Raw genomic sequence first — 15,203 nt, 5'->3', positions numbered from 1 at the left:
GCCCAGGTCAGGCCGGGTCGTCGGTCTCGTCGAGCCCGTGCTCGATGGCCCAGCGGGTGAGCTGGACGCGGTTGTTCATCTGCAGCTTGCGCAGGGTGTTCTGGACGTGGTTCTGGACCGTGCGGTGCGAGAGCACCAGGCGCGAGGCGATCTGCTTGTAGCTCATCCCGGTCGCGACCATCTTGAGGATCTCGGTCTCGCGGTCGGTGAGCTGGTCGCGCGGGTCGTCGGCCGGGCCGTCGGCGATGCGGCGGAACTCCCCGAGCACGAGTCCGGCGAGGCCCGGAGTGAACACGGTGTCGCCCTCGGCGACCCGCTGCACCGCGTCGATGAGCTCGGCGCTGGACGCGGACTTCACGAGGTAGCCCGTGGCGCCGGCCTTGATCGCCTCGAGGACGTCGGCCTGCTCACCGCTTGCCGAGAGGATCAGCACCCGGGCGGTCGGGTCGTGCTCGAGCATCATGCTGGTGACCTGCACCCCGCTGTTGTCGGGCAGCTGCAGGTCGAGCACCACGACGTGCGGTGCCGCCGCCGGGAAGCGGGCCATCGCCTCGCGCCCGTTGGCGGCCACGGCCACCACCTCGTGCCCGGCGGCCTGCAGGTCGCGCTCCACCGCGTCGCGCCACATGGGGTGGTCGTCGACCACCATCACACTCACCATCGTTCGTGTCCCCCGTCCCAGAGATGGGGGAATCGTAGACCGGCTACGCGCTGGGGGGACTGAATCGTCCGCGGCGGTGGACGAGTGGATCGCCGCCCTCCCCGACCACGACCTCGTCGAGCGTGCAGGTGACCAGCGTCGACCAGCCGACGGCAGCCTCCGACTCCACCGAGACCAGCGCCCAGGTCTGCGCGTGGGCGAGGCGGAGTCCGTGGTCGGTGGCGACCCAGTCGGCCATCCGGAACGGTCCTCCCGGTGCCGGCGCCGTGCCGGCGAACGCCTCGGCGAGACCACGATCCGGCCACGCCAGCAGCTGTACGACGCCCCGCCCGGTCTCCAGCAGCGCCTCGGTCAGGTCGGCGTCGGGGTCCAGCAGCGCGAGCACCCGGCCCGGCTCGCCCCCGGCCACCAGCCACGACGACACCGTCAGCCCGGCCCGGTCGGCGTCGGAGGCGCCGGCGGTCCACAGTGAGACCGTGCCGCCCAGGCGCCCGCGCAGGCGTCGTACGGGATCGCGGTCGCCCTCCGGCTCGAGGAAGGGGTGCGTGGTGTGGATGGTCACGACGCCACGCTAGCCGCCACCAGTTCGGCCATTCGGCCTCGGCGCCCCACTCGTCTCCCTAGCATTCTCGGCGACGTAGAGGCACCGAGGGGACACCGTGACCGACACCGCCGTGAGGACCGACCGGCCCAACACCGCCGCTGCCACCCCGCAGCGGGGCGCCTGGATCGCGGTCCTGTTCGCCTGCACCACGTTCCTGGGCGCGTCGCTCCTGTTCATGATCCAGCCGCTGGCGGCGAAGCTGATCCTGCCGTCCTACGGCGGCTCGGCGACCGTGTGGAGCACCAGCTCGCTGCTGTTCCAGCTCCTGCTTCTGATCGGCTACGTCTACGCCCACGTGTCCACGCGCCGCCTCGGGGCGCGCTGGCAGCCGCGTGCGCACCTCCTGCTGCTGGCCCTTCCGCTCCTCGCGCTCCCGCTCGCCCTGCCCGCGGAGTCCGCCCCGCCCGCGGACGCCAGCCCGGTGCTGTGGCTGCTGCGCACCCTGCTGCTGATGGTCGGCCTGCCCTTCGCGGTGCTGTCCACCACCGGCCCGCTCATCCAGCGCTGGTACGCCTGGTCCGGCGGTCCGCGCTCAGACGACCCCTACTTCCTGTTCGCCGGCAGCAACATGGGCAGCTTCGTCGGCCTGCTGGCCTACCCGTTCGCCATCGAGCCGCTGCTCACCCTCACCCAGCAGCGCACGGCCTGGTCGATCGCCTTCGTGGCGTTCATGCTGCTGATGGGCGCGTGCGCACTCACGGTCCGCCGTCGCGAGGACCGCTCGGCCGACGTCGTGGCCGCGACCGCCGGCCCGTCGGCCCGGCAGGTCGGGCTGTGGTGCCTCTGGGCGTTCCTGCCCTCCAGCCTGATGCTCGCGGCGACGGCCCACCTCTCGACCGACATCGCCGCAGTCCCGCTGCTGTGGGTCCTGCCCCTGGCTGCCTACCTCGCGTCGTTCGTCCTGGCCTTCGCACGTACGTCGCGCAGCGTCTCGCCGCGCCTGGTCGTCCCCTGCGTCGCCTTCGCCGTCACGACCGGTGTCGTCTCCGGCCTGGGCAGCACCGCGCTCGCCCCGCTGGTCGCGGTCGTCGTCGGTGCCAACGTGCTCTCGGTCGGCGTCGCCGGCTTCGCCGCCCACGCGCGGCTCGCGGTGTCGCGGCCCGACCCGGCGCACCTGACCCTCTTCTACCTCGTCATCTCCGTCGGTGGCGCCCTCGGCGGGCTGCTCAACGGTGTCGTGGCGCCGCTGCTCTTCGACGGGGTGTGGGAGTACTTCCTGACCGTCGCCCTGCTCCCGGTGCTCGCCATCGGGCTGCCGGTCCTGCACGTGACCGCCCGGCGCGTGCTGACCGGGCTCGCCGTCGTGGCCGCCGTGCTCCTCGCGATCGGTGCCGCCTGGGGCCTGGGCGGGCTCACCGCAGTGGAGGCGGTGGTCCTCCTCGGCGGCACGCTCGCCGCAGCGGTCATCACCTGGCTGAGCCTGCGGGTGGCCGGGATGCTGACCGCGACCCTGCTCGTCGCCGCGCTCGCGGTGATCGTTGTCCAGGAGCAGGCGTCGCTGCTCACGGAGCGCACCTTCTACGGCAGCTACCGGGTGCAGTCCGTCGAGGGGCAGCACCGCCTCCTGCACGGTACGACGATCCACGGCACGCAGTTCCTGGACGAGGACCTCGAGCGCACCCCGACGACGTACTACGCGACCGACGGGCCGTTCGGCGACGTGATGACGACCGTGGCTCCCGACGACCTCGCCGTCGTCGGGCTGGGCGCCGGTGCGATCGCGGCCTACGGCTCCGACGTCTCGCGGATCCGCTTCTTCGAGATCGACCCGGTCGTCGCCCGGATCGCCGAGGACCCGCGGTGGTTCACCTACCTGAGCAAGTCGGACGCGGACGTCGACGTGGTCGTCGGCGACGGGCGGCTGGCGATGGAGCAGGAGCCCGAGGACTCCTTCGACGTGGTCGCCCTCGACGCCTTCAGCTCCGACTCGATCCCGGTGCACATCCTCACCCGCGAGGGGATCGAGGTGTTCCTCGACCGCGTCCACGAGGACGGTGTCCTGGCCATCCACATCAGCAACCGGGTCTTCGACCTGCGGCCGGTCCTGGCGGCGCACGCGCAGGCCCTGGGCCTGCACGCGGTGTTCGGCACCGGCGGCGAGGGTCCTGGCGCCTCCACGAGCGAGTGGGCCGTGCTGACCCGCTCGAGCGAGGTCGCCGAGGCACTCGACGCCCTGCCGCGCTGGGAGCCGCTGCCGGACGACAGGACCGTCGAGTGGACGGACGACTACTCGTCCGTGCTGTCCGTGCTCCGCTGAACCGGGACGACGATCTCCCACTCGGTGCCCCAGTCGCCGCTCTCGACCGTGGCCGTGCCGCCGAGGTCCTCGACCCGGCCGCGGATCGAGGAGACGACGCCGAGCCGGCCCTCGCCCTCGGCCTGCTGCAGCCGGCCCGGCGCGATGCCGGGGCCGTCGTCACGCACCGAGACGGTGATCTCGTCGGGGGCGGCCTGGGCGAGCACCCACGCCGACCCGTCCGGCCCGACGTGGGCCAGCACGTTGTCGAGGCACGCGCGAACGGCGGCGACGGTCTCCGTCGCCACGTGCGCGTCGACGAGCACGGCCGCACCGGGGGTCGCGACCTCGACCCGGACCGGGTGCGCCGTCGCCATCGCCTCGAGCGCGCCGGCGAGGTCGACCCTGCCGCCCGACTCCGTGGGCACCGTGTCCTGCTGGCGGATGAGCGAGCGCAGACTGCGCTCCTGCTCCCCCGCGAGCCGGCCCAGCTCGGCCCACACGCCGCCCTCGGCGGCGCCGCGACGCTGGGTCATGGCGAGCACCTGGAGGACGCCGTCGTGGACGGCCCGTGCGAGCCGGGTGCGCTCCTCGGCCGCCGCCGCTGCGTGCTCGGCGGCGTCGCGCTCGCGCGCCATCCGCTGCAGCGACTCGCACAGGAACCCGACGACGGGTCCGCCGATGAGGATGAGGAAGACGTTGCCGTAGTTGCCCTGGTCGACCTCCGTGCGTGGCAGCAGGTCGAAGGCCGCGATCAGCGCCGCGGCGACCAGGCCGCCACGCCAGTGCCAGTGGATCGCCCACGCGAGCAGCGCGCCCATTACCCAGAAGCCCGGGATGGTGGCGTTGAAGTGGTCGGACTTCACCCACGGCGTCGCCGCGATGGCCGCCAGGGTGATCGCGAGGTCGGCCACCAGCAGCACCGGCGTACGACGGGCGCGGTCGCGGTAGAGCCAGATGGCGGCAGCGGTCCACACCGCCAGCGCGACGACGATCGTCAGCCCGGCGGTCGGGTGGTCGAAGTTGTCGCGGCGGTAGGCGTTGAGCCCGACCATGTTGATGGTCACCACGACGCGGACGATGGCCAGCGCCGCGTGGAGGCGGTCCTCCACGGCCAGCGCCGAGTCGGCGCGGGGCGTCGGCGCCCAGGGCGCCGGCTGGGCGCTCAGGACGCCTTCTGCTCCGGCCCGTCGCCGGCCTTCTCCTGGGCCGCCTGCTCGGCAGCGGCCTGCTTGGCCTTCTCCTTGGCCTCCTTGTCGAGCTCCTTCGCCTTGCCGGCGTAGAGGTCGACGTACTCCTGGCCGGAGAGGCGCATGATCTCGTACATGATCTCGTCGGTGATCGAGCGCAGGATGTAGCGGTCGTTCTCCATGCCGGCGTAGCGCGAGAAGTCGAGGGGCTTGCCGAAGCGCACCACCGGGCGGGTCCACGTGCCGTAGACCTTGCCCGCGGGGGCGACCACGTCGGTGCCGACGACGGCGCACGGGATGACCGGGGCGCCGGTCTCCAGCGCCAGCCGCGCGACTCCGGTTTTGCCGCGGTAGAGCTTGCCGTCGTGGGAGCGGGTGCCCTCGGGGTAGATGCCGAACAGGTCACCCTCGGCGAGGATCTTCATCGCCGACTTCATCGCGCCGTCGGCGGCGTTGGCTCCCGAGCGGTCGATCGGCACCTGGCCGGCGCCGGTGAAGAACTTCTTCTGGAACCAGCCCTTCACGCCGGGGGTCGTGAAGTACTCCGCCTTGGCGACGAAGGTGACGCGTCGGTTGAGCGTCAGAGGCATGAAGAGCCAGTCTGCGTACGACAGGTGGTTGCTCGCCAGGATCGCGGGGCCCTCCTCCGGCACGTGGTCCACGCCGTAGGCCTTGGGCCGGAAGACGAGTCGCAGCACCGGCCCGAGGGCGATCCACTTCAGGAACCAATAGAGCACGCCGCCGAGCCTATCCCTGCTGCTGGGTGACCCGGTCGATGAACTCGGCCGACTCCGCGAAGATCCGCGGGGCGTCGTTGTCGAGGGTGGCGACGTGGAAGCTGTCGTCGAGCACCCGCTCCTCGAAGTCCTTCGACGACAGCCCGGCGTTGAGCGCGCGCGAGCTCGAGATGTCGACGACGTGGTCGTCGGCGGAGCGGAAGAACAGCACGGGGATGGTGATCCGCGGGAGGTCGCGGCGCAGGTCGGCGTAGCCGGCGAACATCGAGGCGGCCGCCTTCAGCGGCGTCATCGGGTAGCCGTGCTCGTCGGCGCCGGGCTTCTTGATGTCGTTGGCGATGCCGGGCATCGCCGGCACCACGTGCTTGAGCACCGGGAGCGCCTTGACGTCCTTGCGGAGGGTGTCGACGGCCGGGTTGACCAGGCAGATGCCCGCGAGGCCCTCGCCCTTGTCGGCGGCCAGGCGCAGGCACAGCGCACCACCCATGGAGAGGCCGACCGCGACGACGGCGTCGTTCTCGGCGGAGAGCTTGTCGTAAGCACCCTCGACAGTCGCGACCCAGTCAGCCCACGTCGTGCGGTTGAGGTCCTGCCACCGGGTGCCGTGGCCGGGCAGCAGCGGCATCTCGACGGCGTACCCGCGCGCGGCGAGGTCCTCGGCCCAGGGACGCATCGAGGCAGGGTTGCCGGTGAACCCGTGCTGGACCAGCACGCCGATGCGGCGCCCGCCGGTGAGCTCCGGCCTGGCGGCCGTGGACATCGGGGCGACGAGGGCGGGGTCGAGGGGCGCGTCCGCGGCGCCGCTGAAGGGGAGCTTCACGGCGGTCAGTCTGCCGCATGCAACCGCGGCGCGGGTACCGTGATCGCGTGACGACGCCAGGCGACGAGAGCCGCACCGAGCTCGCCTGGCGCGAGATCGTGGAGAACTACGGCGAGCGCGCGGTGCTGCCCGACGAGAAGGCCCCGCAGCCGGTCGTGGACCGGTCGGTGCCGGACGAGCCGACCGACGCCGAGGACACGCTCGAGGCGGAGGCAGGCGCCGCGGAGGCCGACGACGTCCCGGAGGTCGAGCGCTTCCACCCGCCGGCCGCCCCACCGTTCCCCCGGCCCCGGACCTGGCAGCGCGGCCTCGCGTGGGCCGGCATCTTCCTCGCCCCGGTCTTCGCCCTGGTCGTCGGGCTCTTCTCGATCTACGTCAACCCGCTCTTCGGCTGGCTGCTCGTGCTCTGGTTCGTCGGCGGCTTCCTCTTCCTCGTGCGCGAGATGCCGCGCTCGCCGCGCGACCCGTGGGACGACGGCTCCCGCATCTGAGCCGGAGGTCTGGATAGGGTCGACGGCGTGGGATCGAGCGAGACGGTCGAGGTCACCGGACACCTGATGGACAGCGGCATCCTGTCGCGGATCCTCGACGACATCCGGGACTACGGCGGCGACTACGTCATCGACCAGTTCGACGTCGGGCACGAGGCCAACGACCCCAGCAGCGCCCGCATCACGGTCGAGGCCGAGGACGAGGACTCGCTCCAGCGGCTGCTGATGCGACTGCAGACGCGCGGCGTCAACCAGATCGACCCCGGCGAGGCCGTCGTCGGCGTGGCCGAGCGCGACGGCGTCCTGCCGGACGGGTTCTACTCCACGACCAACCTCGAGACCCGGATCCGCATCGAGGGAGCCTGGTACGACGTCGAGAACCCCGAGATGGACTGCGGCCTCGTGGTCATCGACGGCCCCGGCGGTCGTCGGGTGCGCACGGTGCCGATGTCGGACGTCGAGGCCGGCATGCACGTCGTGATCGGGGCCGCAGGCATCCAGGTCTCCGTGCCCGAGCCCGAGTCCGGTCCCGACGCCTACGGCCAGCTCGTGGGCGAGTCGCCGTACGACAAGCCGCAGGCGGTGCTGGTGCGCCAGGTCGCCGACGAGATGCGACGCACCCGAGCCGAGGGCCGCAGGCTGCTCTGGGTCGCCGGGCCCGGTGTCGTGCACACCGGTGCGGTGCCGGCCCTGGTCGCGCTGATCGGTGCGGGCTTCGTCGACACCCTCTTCGCGGGCAACGCGCTCGCGACGCACGACATCGAGTCCTCGCTCTACGGCGCCAGCCTCGGCGTCGACCTCTCGATCACCCAGGGCGTCGAGCACGGGCACGAGCACCACGTCCGGGCGCTCAACACCGTCCGCAAGGCCGGGTCCATCGCCCAGGCGGTCGCCGACGGGGTGGTGACCAGCGGGATCATGCACGCGCTCGTCACGCACCGGAAGCACTACGTCCTCGTCGGCTCCGTGCGCGACGACGGTCCCCTCCCCGACGTGTTCACCGACGTCATCGAGGGGCAGCGGGCGATGCGGGCCGCGATCCCCGACGTGGGCTACTGCCTGATGATGGCCACCCAGCTGCACTCGGTCGCCACCGGCAACATCCTGCCCGCGACGGTCCCGCTGGTGTGCGTCGACATCAACCCGTCCACGGTGACCAAGCTGGCCGACCGGGGCTCCAACCGGGGTCGCGGCATCGTCACCGACGTGGGGTTGTTCCTCGAGCAGCTCGCGCTGGAGCTGGTGCCGGACTACCGGCGGGCCTGAGCGGCGAGCAGGGCCGCGCCGACCATCCCGGACCGCGGTCCCAGCCGACCGGCGACCAGGTCGGGCACGACGCGGTGTGCCGCTCCGACGAGGCTGCGCCTGAGCGCCGTGCGCGCCGGGTCGAGCAGCCGGTCGCCCGCCGCAGACACCCCGCCGCCGATGACGACGAGCTCCGGGTCGAGGGCGGCGATGAGGTTGGCGGTGCCCACCCCGAGCCAGTCGCCGACGGAGGCGAAGGCACGCCGCGCCACGAGGTCGCCCTCCTCGGCGGCCGCGGTGACCATCGGCCCGGTGACCCGCTCCGGGTTGTCCTCGCACATCTCCTGCAGCACGGAGGGCTCCTCGGCCATCAGCGCCCGAGCGGTGCGGACCAGGGCGTTGCCCGAGGAGTACTGCTCCCAGCACCCGCTGCCGCCGCACTCGCACGGGCGGCCGTCGGGCACGACCTGCATGTGACCGAACTCCCCCGCCATGCCGTTCGCGCCGCGCAGGACCTGGCCGTCGAGCAGCACCGCGCCCCCGATGCCCGTGCCCATCGTGATCATCAGCGCCGACGAGGCACCGCGGGCTGCGCCGTGGTGCGCCTCGGCCCGGGCCGCGCAGTTGGCGTCGTTGTCGAGCGCCACCGGACAGCCGAGCCGCGCCTCCAGCAGGTCGCGCAGGGGCTCCCCCTGCCACGGCAGGTGTGGGGCGAACTGGACCCGCTCCCCCGCCGAGTCGACGAAGCCGGCCGCGGCGACGCCGACTGCCAGCAGCGGACGACCCGCAGCCGCCTCGAGGACCGCCTCGGCCAGGGCGTCCTCCACCTGGCTCGTCACGACCCGGCGGCCGGGCGTGGTGCGCAGCGCGGTCGAGGTGATCGCGCCGTCGGCGTCGACCACCCCGGCGAGGACCTTGGTGCCGCCGATGTCGACCCCGACCACGACCCCGGTCACGACGGGCTCACTCGTCCTCGGGCCAGTCGTCGGAGAGGTCGATGTGCTCCACCCCGTCCGACTCCTCGCGGGACGCCGGCGTCGCCATCACGGCGGCTGCCGCCTGCGCCAGCGAGGTCGCCGCGGCGGCGAGGTGGGTCATCACCTCGGGGCTCAGCTGGCGCACGGCGTGCACGGTGCGACAGATCGGGCACACCGTGCACTCCGTCGAGCCGGTGGCGAGGTGCTCGTTGAGGTCGTGCGCGGTCGTCGCCGCGTGGGCGGCCAGTCCGGACAGGCCCTCCCCGGCCTCGCCCGCCTGGTCGCGTGCCCAGCCGGAGAGCGCGCCGAAGAGCTTGGCGGCCTCCTCGGCCAGCGAGCCGACCTCGGGTCCCGGGGCGTGCGCGTCACCCGCGTCGCTCACGTGCTCTCCTGTGGGGTCGTGCCGGCATCGGGTTCGGTGAACCTGACCTGCAGCTCTCCGTCGTGCACGCGGGCTCCCGCCACGCGGTGCCGCGCCAACCCCGAGGGCAGCGTCAGGAGACGACGATACGACGCGACCGAGACGACGAGCTCGTCGCCCTTCCGGGCGAGACGCACGTCGTCCTGGACGGCGAGCGGCAACGGGAAGGACAGGATGCGTGCGCCCGGCACCGAGCGCACGCGCAGGCCGGTCCGGTCGTCCCCGGCGGCCAGCGGGTCGCTGCCGTCGTACACAGCCCGGGCGAGGTCGAGCAGCTGCTCGCGGCCGACGGGCTCGGAGTCGCGGTAGACCGAGGTGCGCAGGTCGAGCCCGGCGAAGGAGTCGGCGGCGTCGGCGAGGACCCGGCGCTGTGACTCCACCCAGCTCGCGCGCCAGGCGTCGGCCCCGCCGTCGGGGAAGACGCGGTTCACGACCGCGGCGTCGACGGTGTAGCCGAAGAGCGTGAGGAACGTGTAGGCCCGCCGCGCCTCGGCGAGCACCACCGACTCGGGCGTCAGCACCAGCCGGACCGAGGTCTCCGGCCCCGTCAGCACGGTGCGTACGTCGTCGAGCTCGGCGTGCAGCCGCTCGATCGCGTCGAAGACCGAGTCCTCCGGCATCGGTACGCCGGCAGCCCGGGTGAGCACCGGCTTGAGGGCCTTGACCACCCGCCGCTCGACCGGCAGCACGCGCGACATGTACCAGCCCAGGGCCTCCGGGAGGGCGAGCAGCCGCAGGGTCTCGGCCGTCGGGGCGCAGTCGACGACGAGCACGTCCCACTCGCCCGAGCGCGCCTGCGCACGGACCTCGAGCAGCGCGAGCACCTCCTCCGCACCCGGGATCACGGTGAGCTCCTCGGCCGCCACCGGGTCGACGCCGGCGACGTCGAGCACGCTGAGGAGGTAGCCCTGGATGTCGCGCCACGAGCGCTCGAACCGCTCCTGGGCGTCGACGTGCTGGAGCCAGAGGTTCTCGGCGACCTGGCTCGGCTCGGCGCTGGGGGCGACGTCGAGCGCGTCGGCCAGCGAGTGCGCGGCGTCGGTGGAGAGCACCAGCGTCCGGTGACCGGCCGCGGCGCTCGCGCAGGCAGAGGCGGCCGCGAGGGTGGACTTGCCGACACCGCCCTTGCCGGTGAACAGGAGGATCCGCATGCGGGACCCGGGCGTCAGAGCGACTCGACGCGCTTCTTGAGGCCCTTCAGCGCGGTGTCGATGAGGATCTTCTCGCCCTTGCGCTTGAGCATGCCGATGAGCGGGATGCTCACGTCGAGGGCGAGGCGGTAGGTCACCTCGGTGCTGCCGTCGCCGAGGTCCTCGAGGGTGTAGGCGCCGTCGAGCGCCTTCAGCATGTTGCCCTCGACGAGGGTCCAGGTGACCTCGCGGTCGCCGTCCCAGTCGTAGGCGAGGGTGTACTCGTCCTTGATCGGGGAGACGTCGAGCGCGAAGTAGACCTGCTCGGCGCGACCGCCGGTGCCGCCGGCCGTGACTTCCGCGGTCTGCACGCCCTTGGCCCACTCGGGGTAGGACTCGAAGTCGGCGATGACGGCCATGACGTCGGCCGGCGGGGCGTCGATCGTGATCGACGAGGAGGTCTGTTCGGCCATGTCCGGAGCCTACACATGCCGTTCGGGCACGCAGCCCCACTCGGCTGCGGGGGTCTGACTGCTCGCCCGGCAGGCCGGGCGAGATCCCTCAGGGGATAGCCTGCGCAGGCACTGACCGCTTCCCAGGAGGTTCCACCGTGCGTGAGTTCGCCACGCCCCTCTCCACCGTCATCCCCACGACCGGGAACCTCACCGACGACGTGGTCGCCAACGCCCGCGAGGCCGGCGACGTCGCGGTCTTCAGCCGCAACACGGGCGACGGCTGGGTCGACGTCACCGCCGCCGAGTTCCACGACCAGGTCCGTGCGGTCGCCAAGGGCCTGATCGCTGCGGGCGTCGAGGCCGGCGACCGCGTCGCGCTCCTGTCCAAGACCCGCTACGAGTGGACGCTCCTCGACTACGCGATCTGGTTCGCCGGCGCCGTCACCGTGCCGATCTACGAGACCTCCTCCGCCGAGCAGATCGGCTGGATCCTCGCCGACTCCGGCGCCCGGGCCGTCGTCGCCGAGGGCCCCGACCACCTCGCCCGCGTCCGCGAGGCCCGCGAGTCCGGCGACCTCGCCGAGCTCCAGCACGTGTGGTCGATCCAGGACAACGCCGTCGACGTGCTCGACCGCCTCGGGTCCGACATCTCCGACGACCTCCTCGAGGAGCGTCGTACGACGGCCACGCCGCTCGACCTCGCCACGCTGATCTACACCAGCGGCACGACAGGCAAGCCCAAGGGCTGCATGCTCACCCACGGCAACTTCATGTTCGAGCTCGGCGTCGCGGTCGACGAGCTGCACGAGCTCTTCGACAAGGACGACGCGGCCACGCTGCTCTTCCTGCCGCTGGCCCACGTGTTCGCCCGGATCATCCAGATCGGCTGCGTCAAGAGCCGCGCCCGGATGGGCCACAGCGCCGACATCAAGAACCTCGTCGCCGACCTCGGCGAGTTCAAGCCCACGTTCATCCTCGCCGTCCCCCGGGTCTTCGAGAAGGTCTTCAACACCGCCTCCCAGCGCGCCACCGCCGACGGCCGCGGCACGATCTTCGACCGCGCCGCCGACGTGGCGATCGCCTACTCGCGTGCCCTCGACGGCAAGCGGGTCCCGGTGCGCCTGCGCGCCCAGCACGCCCTCTTCGACAAGCTCGTCTACGGCAAGCTGCGCCTCGCCCTGGGTGGCCGGTGCGCGTACGCCATCTCGGGCGGCGCACCGCTCGGTGACCGGCTCGGCCACTTCTACCGCGGGATCGGCCTCGTCGTGCTCGAGGGCTACGGCCTGACCGAGACGACGGCCGCGCTCTCGGCCAACCTCCCCGACGCGACCAAGATCGGCACGGTCGGCCGACCGCTCCCGGGCACCAGCGTGCGCGTCGCCGACGACGGCGAGCTGCTCTTCAAGGGTGGCCAGGTCTTCGCCGGCTACTGGGGCAACGACACCGCCACCAGCGAGGCGCTCGACCGCGACGGCTGGTTCCACACCGGCGACGTGGGCGAGGTCGACGAGGAGGGCTTCGTCCGGATCACCGGGCGCAAGAAGGAGATCCTGGTGACCGCAGGCGGCAAGAACGTCGCCCCGGCGGTCCTCGAGGACCGGCTCCGCGCCCACGCGCTCGTGGACCAGTGCCTCGTCGTCGGCGACGGCCAGCCGTTCATCGGCGCCCTCGTCACCATCGACCGCGAGACCTTCCCCGCCTGGGCCGAGCAGCACGGCAAGGCCGGCGAGGTCGCCGACCTCGTCGACGACCCCGACCTCGTGGCCGCCGTCCAGGAGGCCGTCGACGACGCCAACAAGGCGGTGTCCAAGGCCGAGTCGATCCGCAAGTTCACGATCCTGCCCGGCGAGTGGACCGAGGAGGGCGGCCAGCTGACGCCCAGCCTCAAGCTCAAGCGCAACGTCGTCGTCCGCGAGGCGCGCGACGAGATCGACGCGCTCTACCTCTCCTGACCCGGCAGTCCCTCCAGCCACTTCCCGCGGCCCCGCCCGGCTCCCGGGCTAGACCATGACTACGACGGACTAGTCACTTCGGGCTACCCGTGCGCCACCTTCGGGTGGTTTGTCAGGCTTAGCCCTCGGCACCCGCCACGACGCCCCTACATTCGTCGATGCACGAGAGGACGTCGGGGCCGCTCGTGGACTGAAGACGGTGGCACAGGCACCCTCACCGGTCGGACCCCCTTCCCGGCACGTTGCTGAGCGATCCACGAGACGTGGATCCCTGACACCGAAGGAAGCCTGATGGCGCGTCGTTCCGTACTCCTCGCCCTGGCCATCGTCACGGCCCTCGTCGGCACCCTGCTGATCGTCATGTACGTGCAGGGCATCGACAACCGGGCCACCGAGGGCCAGGAGCTGGTCGAGGTACTGGTGGCCAAGGACATCGTCAACGCCGGCGAGTCCGTCTCCGCGGCCGAAGAGGCCGGCAAGTTCGAGAAGAAGGAGATCCGCCGCGACGACCTCGTCCCGGGCGCCCTCTCCTCCTCCACCAGCGTGACGGGACTCGTCGCCACCGGGAACATCTTCCCGGGCGAGCAGCTGATCGCCGACAAGTTCGGCACGGTCGGCGACACCGAGACGCTGGTGATCCCCGACGACATGCTCGCCATGTCGGTCGAGCTGACCGACCCCGAGCGCGTGGCGGGCTTCGTCAACCCGGGCTCCGAGGTCGCCGTGTTCGTCACGGTCAGCGACCCGAAGTCCTACACCCGGGTGCTCCTGACCCGCGTGACGGTGATCGGTGTCGGCACCACGACCACGACGTCTCGGACCACCACCGACGAGTCCGGCGCCCAGACCATCGAGGAGGTCCCCAAGACCATCCTCACTCTCGCGCTCAGCCAGAAGGAGAGCGAGAAGCTCATCTGGGCCGACCGCTTCGGCGACCTGAACTTCGCCCTGCTGAGCGACAAGACCAAGGTCGTCGACCAGAAGGGGGTCGACGCCCCGATCGTCCTCCCCGGCCTCCCCGCTGCCTCCGTGAGCTGACCGATGACTGCCATTCTCGAGTACGACGCCGCCAACCGGGCGGTGCTCCAGGCAATGCTGCACGGGTCGACCGGCGTGGGCAGCGCCGAGGCCCTCTCGGACCACATCCAGTCCTCGCCGAACGAGTTCGCCGTGGTGATCGGCCCCAGCATCACCACCGACGAGGCGGCCTCGTTCGCCCAGTGGGCCCGGGTCAACCGACCCGACCTCGGCGTGATCCTGCTGCGCGACACCGTCGACGCCGGCACCCTGTCGCTCGCCCTGCGCAGCGGCATGCGTGAGGTCGTGCAGAGCAAGGACCTGGCCGGCATCACTACCGCCGTCCAGCGCGCCCGGTCGGTCGCCAGCGCGATAGGTCAGACCATGCTCGGCGAGGTCCAGGCCGCTGCCGAGGAGGCCAAGGCCCGCCTCGTCGCCGAGGCGGAGGCCCAGCGCGCCGCCGACGAGGCGCCGCAGGGCAAGGTCTTCACGGTCTTCTCGACCAAGGGTGGCGTGGGCAAGAGCCTGGTGGCGGTCAACACGGCCGTCGCACTGTCGCAGCGCGGCCACCGCGTCTGCCTCGTCGACCTCGACGTGAACAGCGGAGACGTGGCGATCATGCTGCAGCTCTCCCCCACCCGGAACGTCAACGACCTGGTGAGCTTCCGCGGCGGCATCGACGAGGGCGCCATCGAGTCCCTGCTGACGAAGTACTCCGACACGATGTCCGTCGTGGCCGCGCCGGTCCACCTCGACTCCCCCGATCAGGCGTCGGCCGACGAGATCGGCCAGCTCCTCGACGGGCTCAAGGCGATGTTCGAGTTCGTCGTGATCGACACCTCGGGCGTCTTCGACGACCAGGCGCTCGCCGCGCTCGACCGCTCGGCCACGATCATCCTGGTCGGCACCCTGGACATCCCCGCGCTCAAGGGCGTGAAGCTCGCCACCAGCACGCTCGACCTGCTCAACTTCTCGCGCGACTCGTGGCGCTTCGTGCTCAACCGGGCGGACGCCAAGGTCGGCCTGACGCAGCCCGAGTTCGAGTCGACCCTGGGCCTGAAGGCCGACTCCACGCTGGTCTCCAGCCGCGAGGTGCTGGCTGCCGTGAACCGCGGTGAGCCCCTGGTCAGCGCCTTCCCCGCGAACCCCAACAGCAAGGCACTCACCACCTTCGCGACCGCACTGGCCACGGCCCACGCCGAGGACCCGCAGGTCGCTGCTCCCGCTGGCCGCAAGGCCGGCCGACTCCGCATGAGGAAGGGCTGAC

The 15,203-nt window shown here is 72.0% G+C and carries 15 protein-coding genes; 6 read left to right on the top strand and 9 right to left on the bottom strand.

Annotated features, from left to right (window positions below; all coding sequences use genetic code 11):
• Positions 1 to 7: 7 nt before the first annotated feature.
• Positions 8 to 649, bottom strand: a complete 642-nt coding sequence (locus J2X46_RS13975; protein WP_310251522.1) for a response regulator transcription factor — start codon at positions 647 to 649, stop codon at positions 8 to 10.
• A gap of 55 nt (positions 650 to 704) precedes the next feature.
• Positions 705 to 1,223, bottom strand: coding sequence for a flavin reductase (locus tag J2X46_RS13970; protein WP_310251520.1), 519 nt, complete (start codon positions 1,221 to 1,223; stop codon positions 705 to 707).
• Between the two features lie 97 nt (positions 1,224 to 1,320).
• Between J2X46_RS13970 and J2X46_RS13965 the strand changes: the two genes are divergently transcribed.
• Positions 1,321 to 3,522 carry a fused MFS/spermidine synthase gene (locus J2X46_RS13965; RefSeq protein WP_310251519.1) on the top strand — a complete coding sequence of 734 codons (2,202 nt, stop codon included), beginning with the start codon at positions 1,321 to 1,323 and terminating at the stop codon, positions 3,520 to 3,522.
• Here the strand turns inward: J2X46_RS13965 and macS are convergent.
• Genes macS through J2X46_RS13950 form a run of 3 tightly spaced genes read right to left on the bottom strand, consistent with a single transcriptional unit; the run spans position 3,492 to position 6,248 of the window.
• Complete coding sequence (gene macS, locus J2X46_RS13960) at positions 3,492 to 4,613, bottom strand: MacS family sensor histidine kinase (RefSeq protein WP_310251517.1); 1,122 nt, start codon at positions 4,611 to 4,613, stop codon at positions 3,492 to 3,494. The genes J2X46_RS13965 and macS overlap by 31 nt on opposite strands.
• Positions 4,614 to 4,666: 53 nt before the next feature.
• Positions 4,667 to 5,428 (bottom strand): lysophospholipid acyltransferase family protein, encoded by a 762-nt coding sequence (locus tag J2X46_RS13955; protein ID WP_310251515.1) that lies wholly within the window; start codon positions 5,426 to 5,428, stop codon positions 4,667 to 4,669.
• A 10-nt stretch (positions 5,429 to 5,438) separates the two neighbouring features.
• Positions 5,439 to 6,248 (bottom strand): alpha/beta fold hydrolase, encoded by an 810-nt coding sequence (locus tag J2X46_RS13950; RefSeq protein WP_310251514.1) that lies wholly within the window; start codon positions 6,246 to 6,248, stop codon positions 5,439 to 5,441.
• 47 nt (positions 6,249 to 6,295) lie between these two features.
• On the opposite strand from J2X46_RS13950, the gene J2X46_RS13945 reads away from it, so the two are divergent.
• Together J2X46_RS13945 and J2X46_RS13940 are read left to right on the top strand one after the other, a co-directional pair.
• Complete coding sequence (locus J2X46_RS13945; protein WP_310251512.1) at positions 6,296 to 6,739, top strand: hypothetical protein; 444 nt, start codon at positions 6,296 to 6,298, stop codon at positions 6,737 to 6,739.
• A gap of 27 nt (positions 6,740 to 6,766) precedes the next feature.
• Positions 6,767 to 8,005 (top strand): TIGR00300 family protein, encoded by a 1,239-nt coding sequence (locus J2X46_RS13940; RefSeq protein ID WP_310251511.1) that lies wholly within the window; start codon positions 6,767 to 6,769, stop codon positions 8,003 to 8,005.
• Here J2X46_RS13940 and J2X46_RS13935 read toward each other — a convergent pair.
• The 4 genes from J2X46_RS13935 to J2X46_RS13920 are packed head-to-tail and all read right to left on the bottom strand — an operon-like array spanning position 7,990 to position 10,985.
• Positions 7,990 to 8,940: an ROK family protein gene (locus J2X46_RS13935; RefSeq protein ID WP_310251510.1), complete on the bottom strand. Its 951-nt coding sequence runs from the start codon at positions 8,938 to 8,940 to the stop codon at positions 7,990 to 7,992. The genes J2X46_RS13940 and J2X46_RS13935 overlap by 16 nt on opposite strands.
• 7 nt (positions 8,941 to 8,947) lie before the next feature.
• Positions 8,948 to 9,343: a hypothetical protein gene (locus J2X46_RS13930; protein WP_310251508.1), complete on the bottom strand. Its 396-nt coding sequence runs from the start codon at positions 9,341 to 9,343 to the stop codon at positions 8,948 to 8,950.
• A complete protein-coding gene (locus J2X46_RS13925) occupies positions 9,340 to 10,533 on the bottom strand; it encodes an ArsA family ATPase (RefSeq protein WP_310251505.1) in 1,194 nt (397 codons plus the stop codon). The genes J2X46_RS13930 and J2X46_RS13925 overlap by 4 nt, the downstream gene beginning before the upstream one ends.
• 14 nt (positions 10,534 to 10,547) lie before the next feature.
• Positions 10,548 to 10,985 carry an SRPBCC family protein gene (locus tag J2X46_RS13920; protein ID WP_310251503.1) on the bottom strand — a complete coding sequence of 146 codons (438 nt, stop codon included), beginning with the start codon at positions 10,983 to 10,985 and terminating at the stop codon, positions 10,548 to 10,550.
• A 137-nt stretch (positions 10,986 to 11,122) separates the two neighbouring features.
• On the opposite strand from J2X46_RS13920, the gene J2X46_RS13915 reads away from it, so the two are divergent.
• The 3 genes from J2X46_RS13915 (at position 11,123) to J2X46_RS13905 (ending at position 15,202) form a co-directional block, all read left to right on the top strand.
• Positions 11,123 to 12,919, top strand: coding sequence for an AMP-dependent synthetase/ligase (locus J2X46_RS13915; protein ID WP_310251502.1), 1,797 nt, complete (start codon positions 11,123 to 11,125; stop codon positions 12,917 to 12,919).
• 291 nt (positions 12,920 to 13,210) lie between these two features.
• Complete coding sequence (gene cpaB, locus J2X46_RS13910; RefSeq protein WP_310251500.1) at positions 13,211 to 13,957, top strand: Flp pilus assembly protein CpaB; 747 nt, start codon at positions 13,211 to 13,213, stop codon at positions 13,955 to 13,957.
• 3 nt (positions 13,958 to 13,960) lie between these two features.
• Positions 13,961 to 15,202: a P-loop NTPase gene (locus J2X46_RS13905; RefSeq protein WP_310251499.1), complete on the top strand. Its 1,242-nt coding sequence runs from the start codon at positions 13,961 to 13,963 to the stop codon at positions 15,200 to 15,202.
• Position 15,203: the final 1 nt, after the last annotated feature.

It is taken from the genome of Nocardioides sp. BE266 (genome assembly GCF_031457855.1).
Taxonomy (GTDB): Bacteria; Actinomycetota; Actinomycetes; order Propionibacteriales; family Nocardioidaceae; genus Nocardioides.
Note: the sequence above shows the minus strand (reverse complement) of the source record. Positions and strands in the feature narration are given on the sequence as shown.

Excerpts from the sequence above, each read along its gene's own strand:
- J2X46_RS13925 (WP_310251505.1), bottom strand. The coding sequence starts at position 10,533 with ATGCGGATCCTCCTGTTCACCGGCAAGGGCGGTGTCGGCAAGTCCACC.
- J2X46_RS13920 (WP_310251503.1), bottom strand. The coding sequence starts at position 10,985 with ATGGCCGAACAGACCTCCTCGTCGATCACGATCGACGCCCCGCCGGCC.
- cpaB (WP_310251500.1), top strand. The coding sequence starts at position 13,211 with ATGGCGCGTCGTTCCGTACTCCTCGCCCTGGCCATCGTCACGGCCCTC.
- J2X46_RS13975 (WP_310251522.1), bottom strand. The coding sequence starts at position 649 with ATGGTGGTCGACGACCACCCCATGTGGCGCGACGCGGTGGAGCGCGAC.
- J2X46_RS13905 (WP_310251499.1), top strand. The coding sequence starts at position 13,961 with ATGACTGCCATTCTCGAGTACGACGCCGCCAACCGGGCGGTGCTCCAG.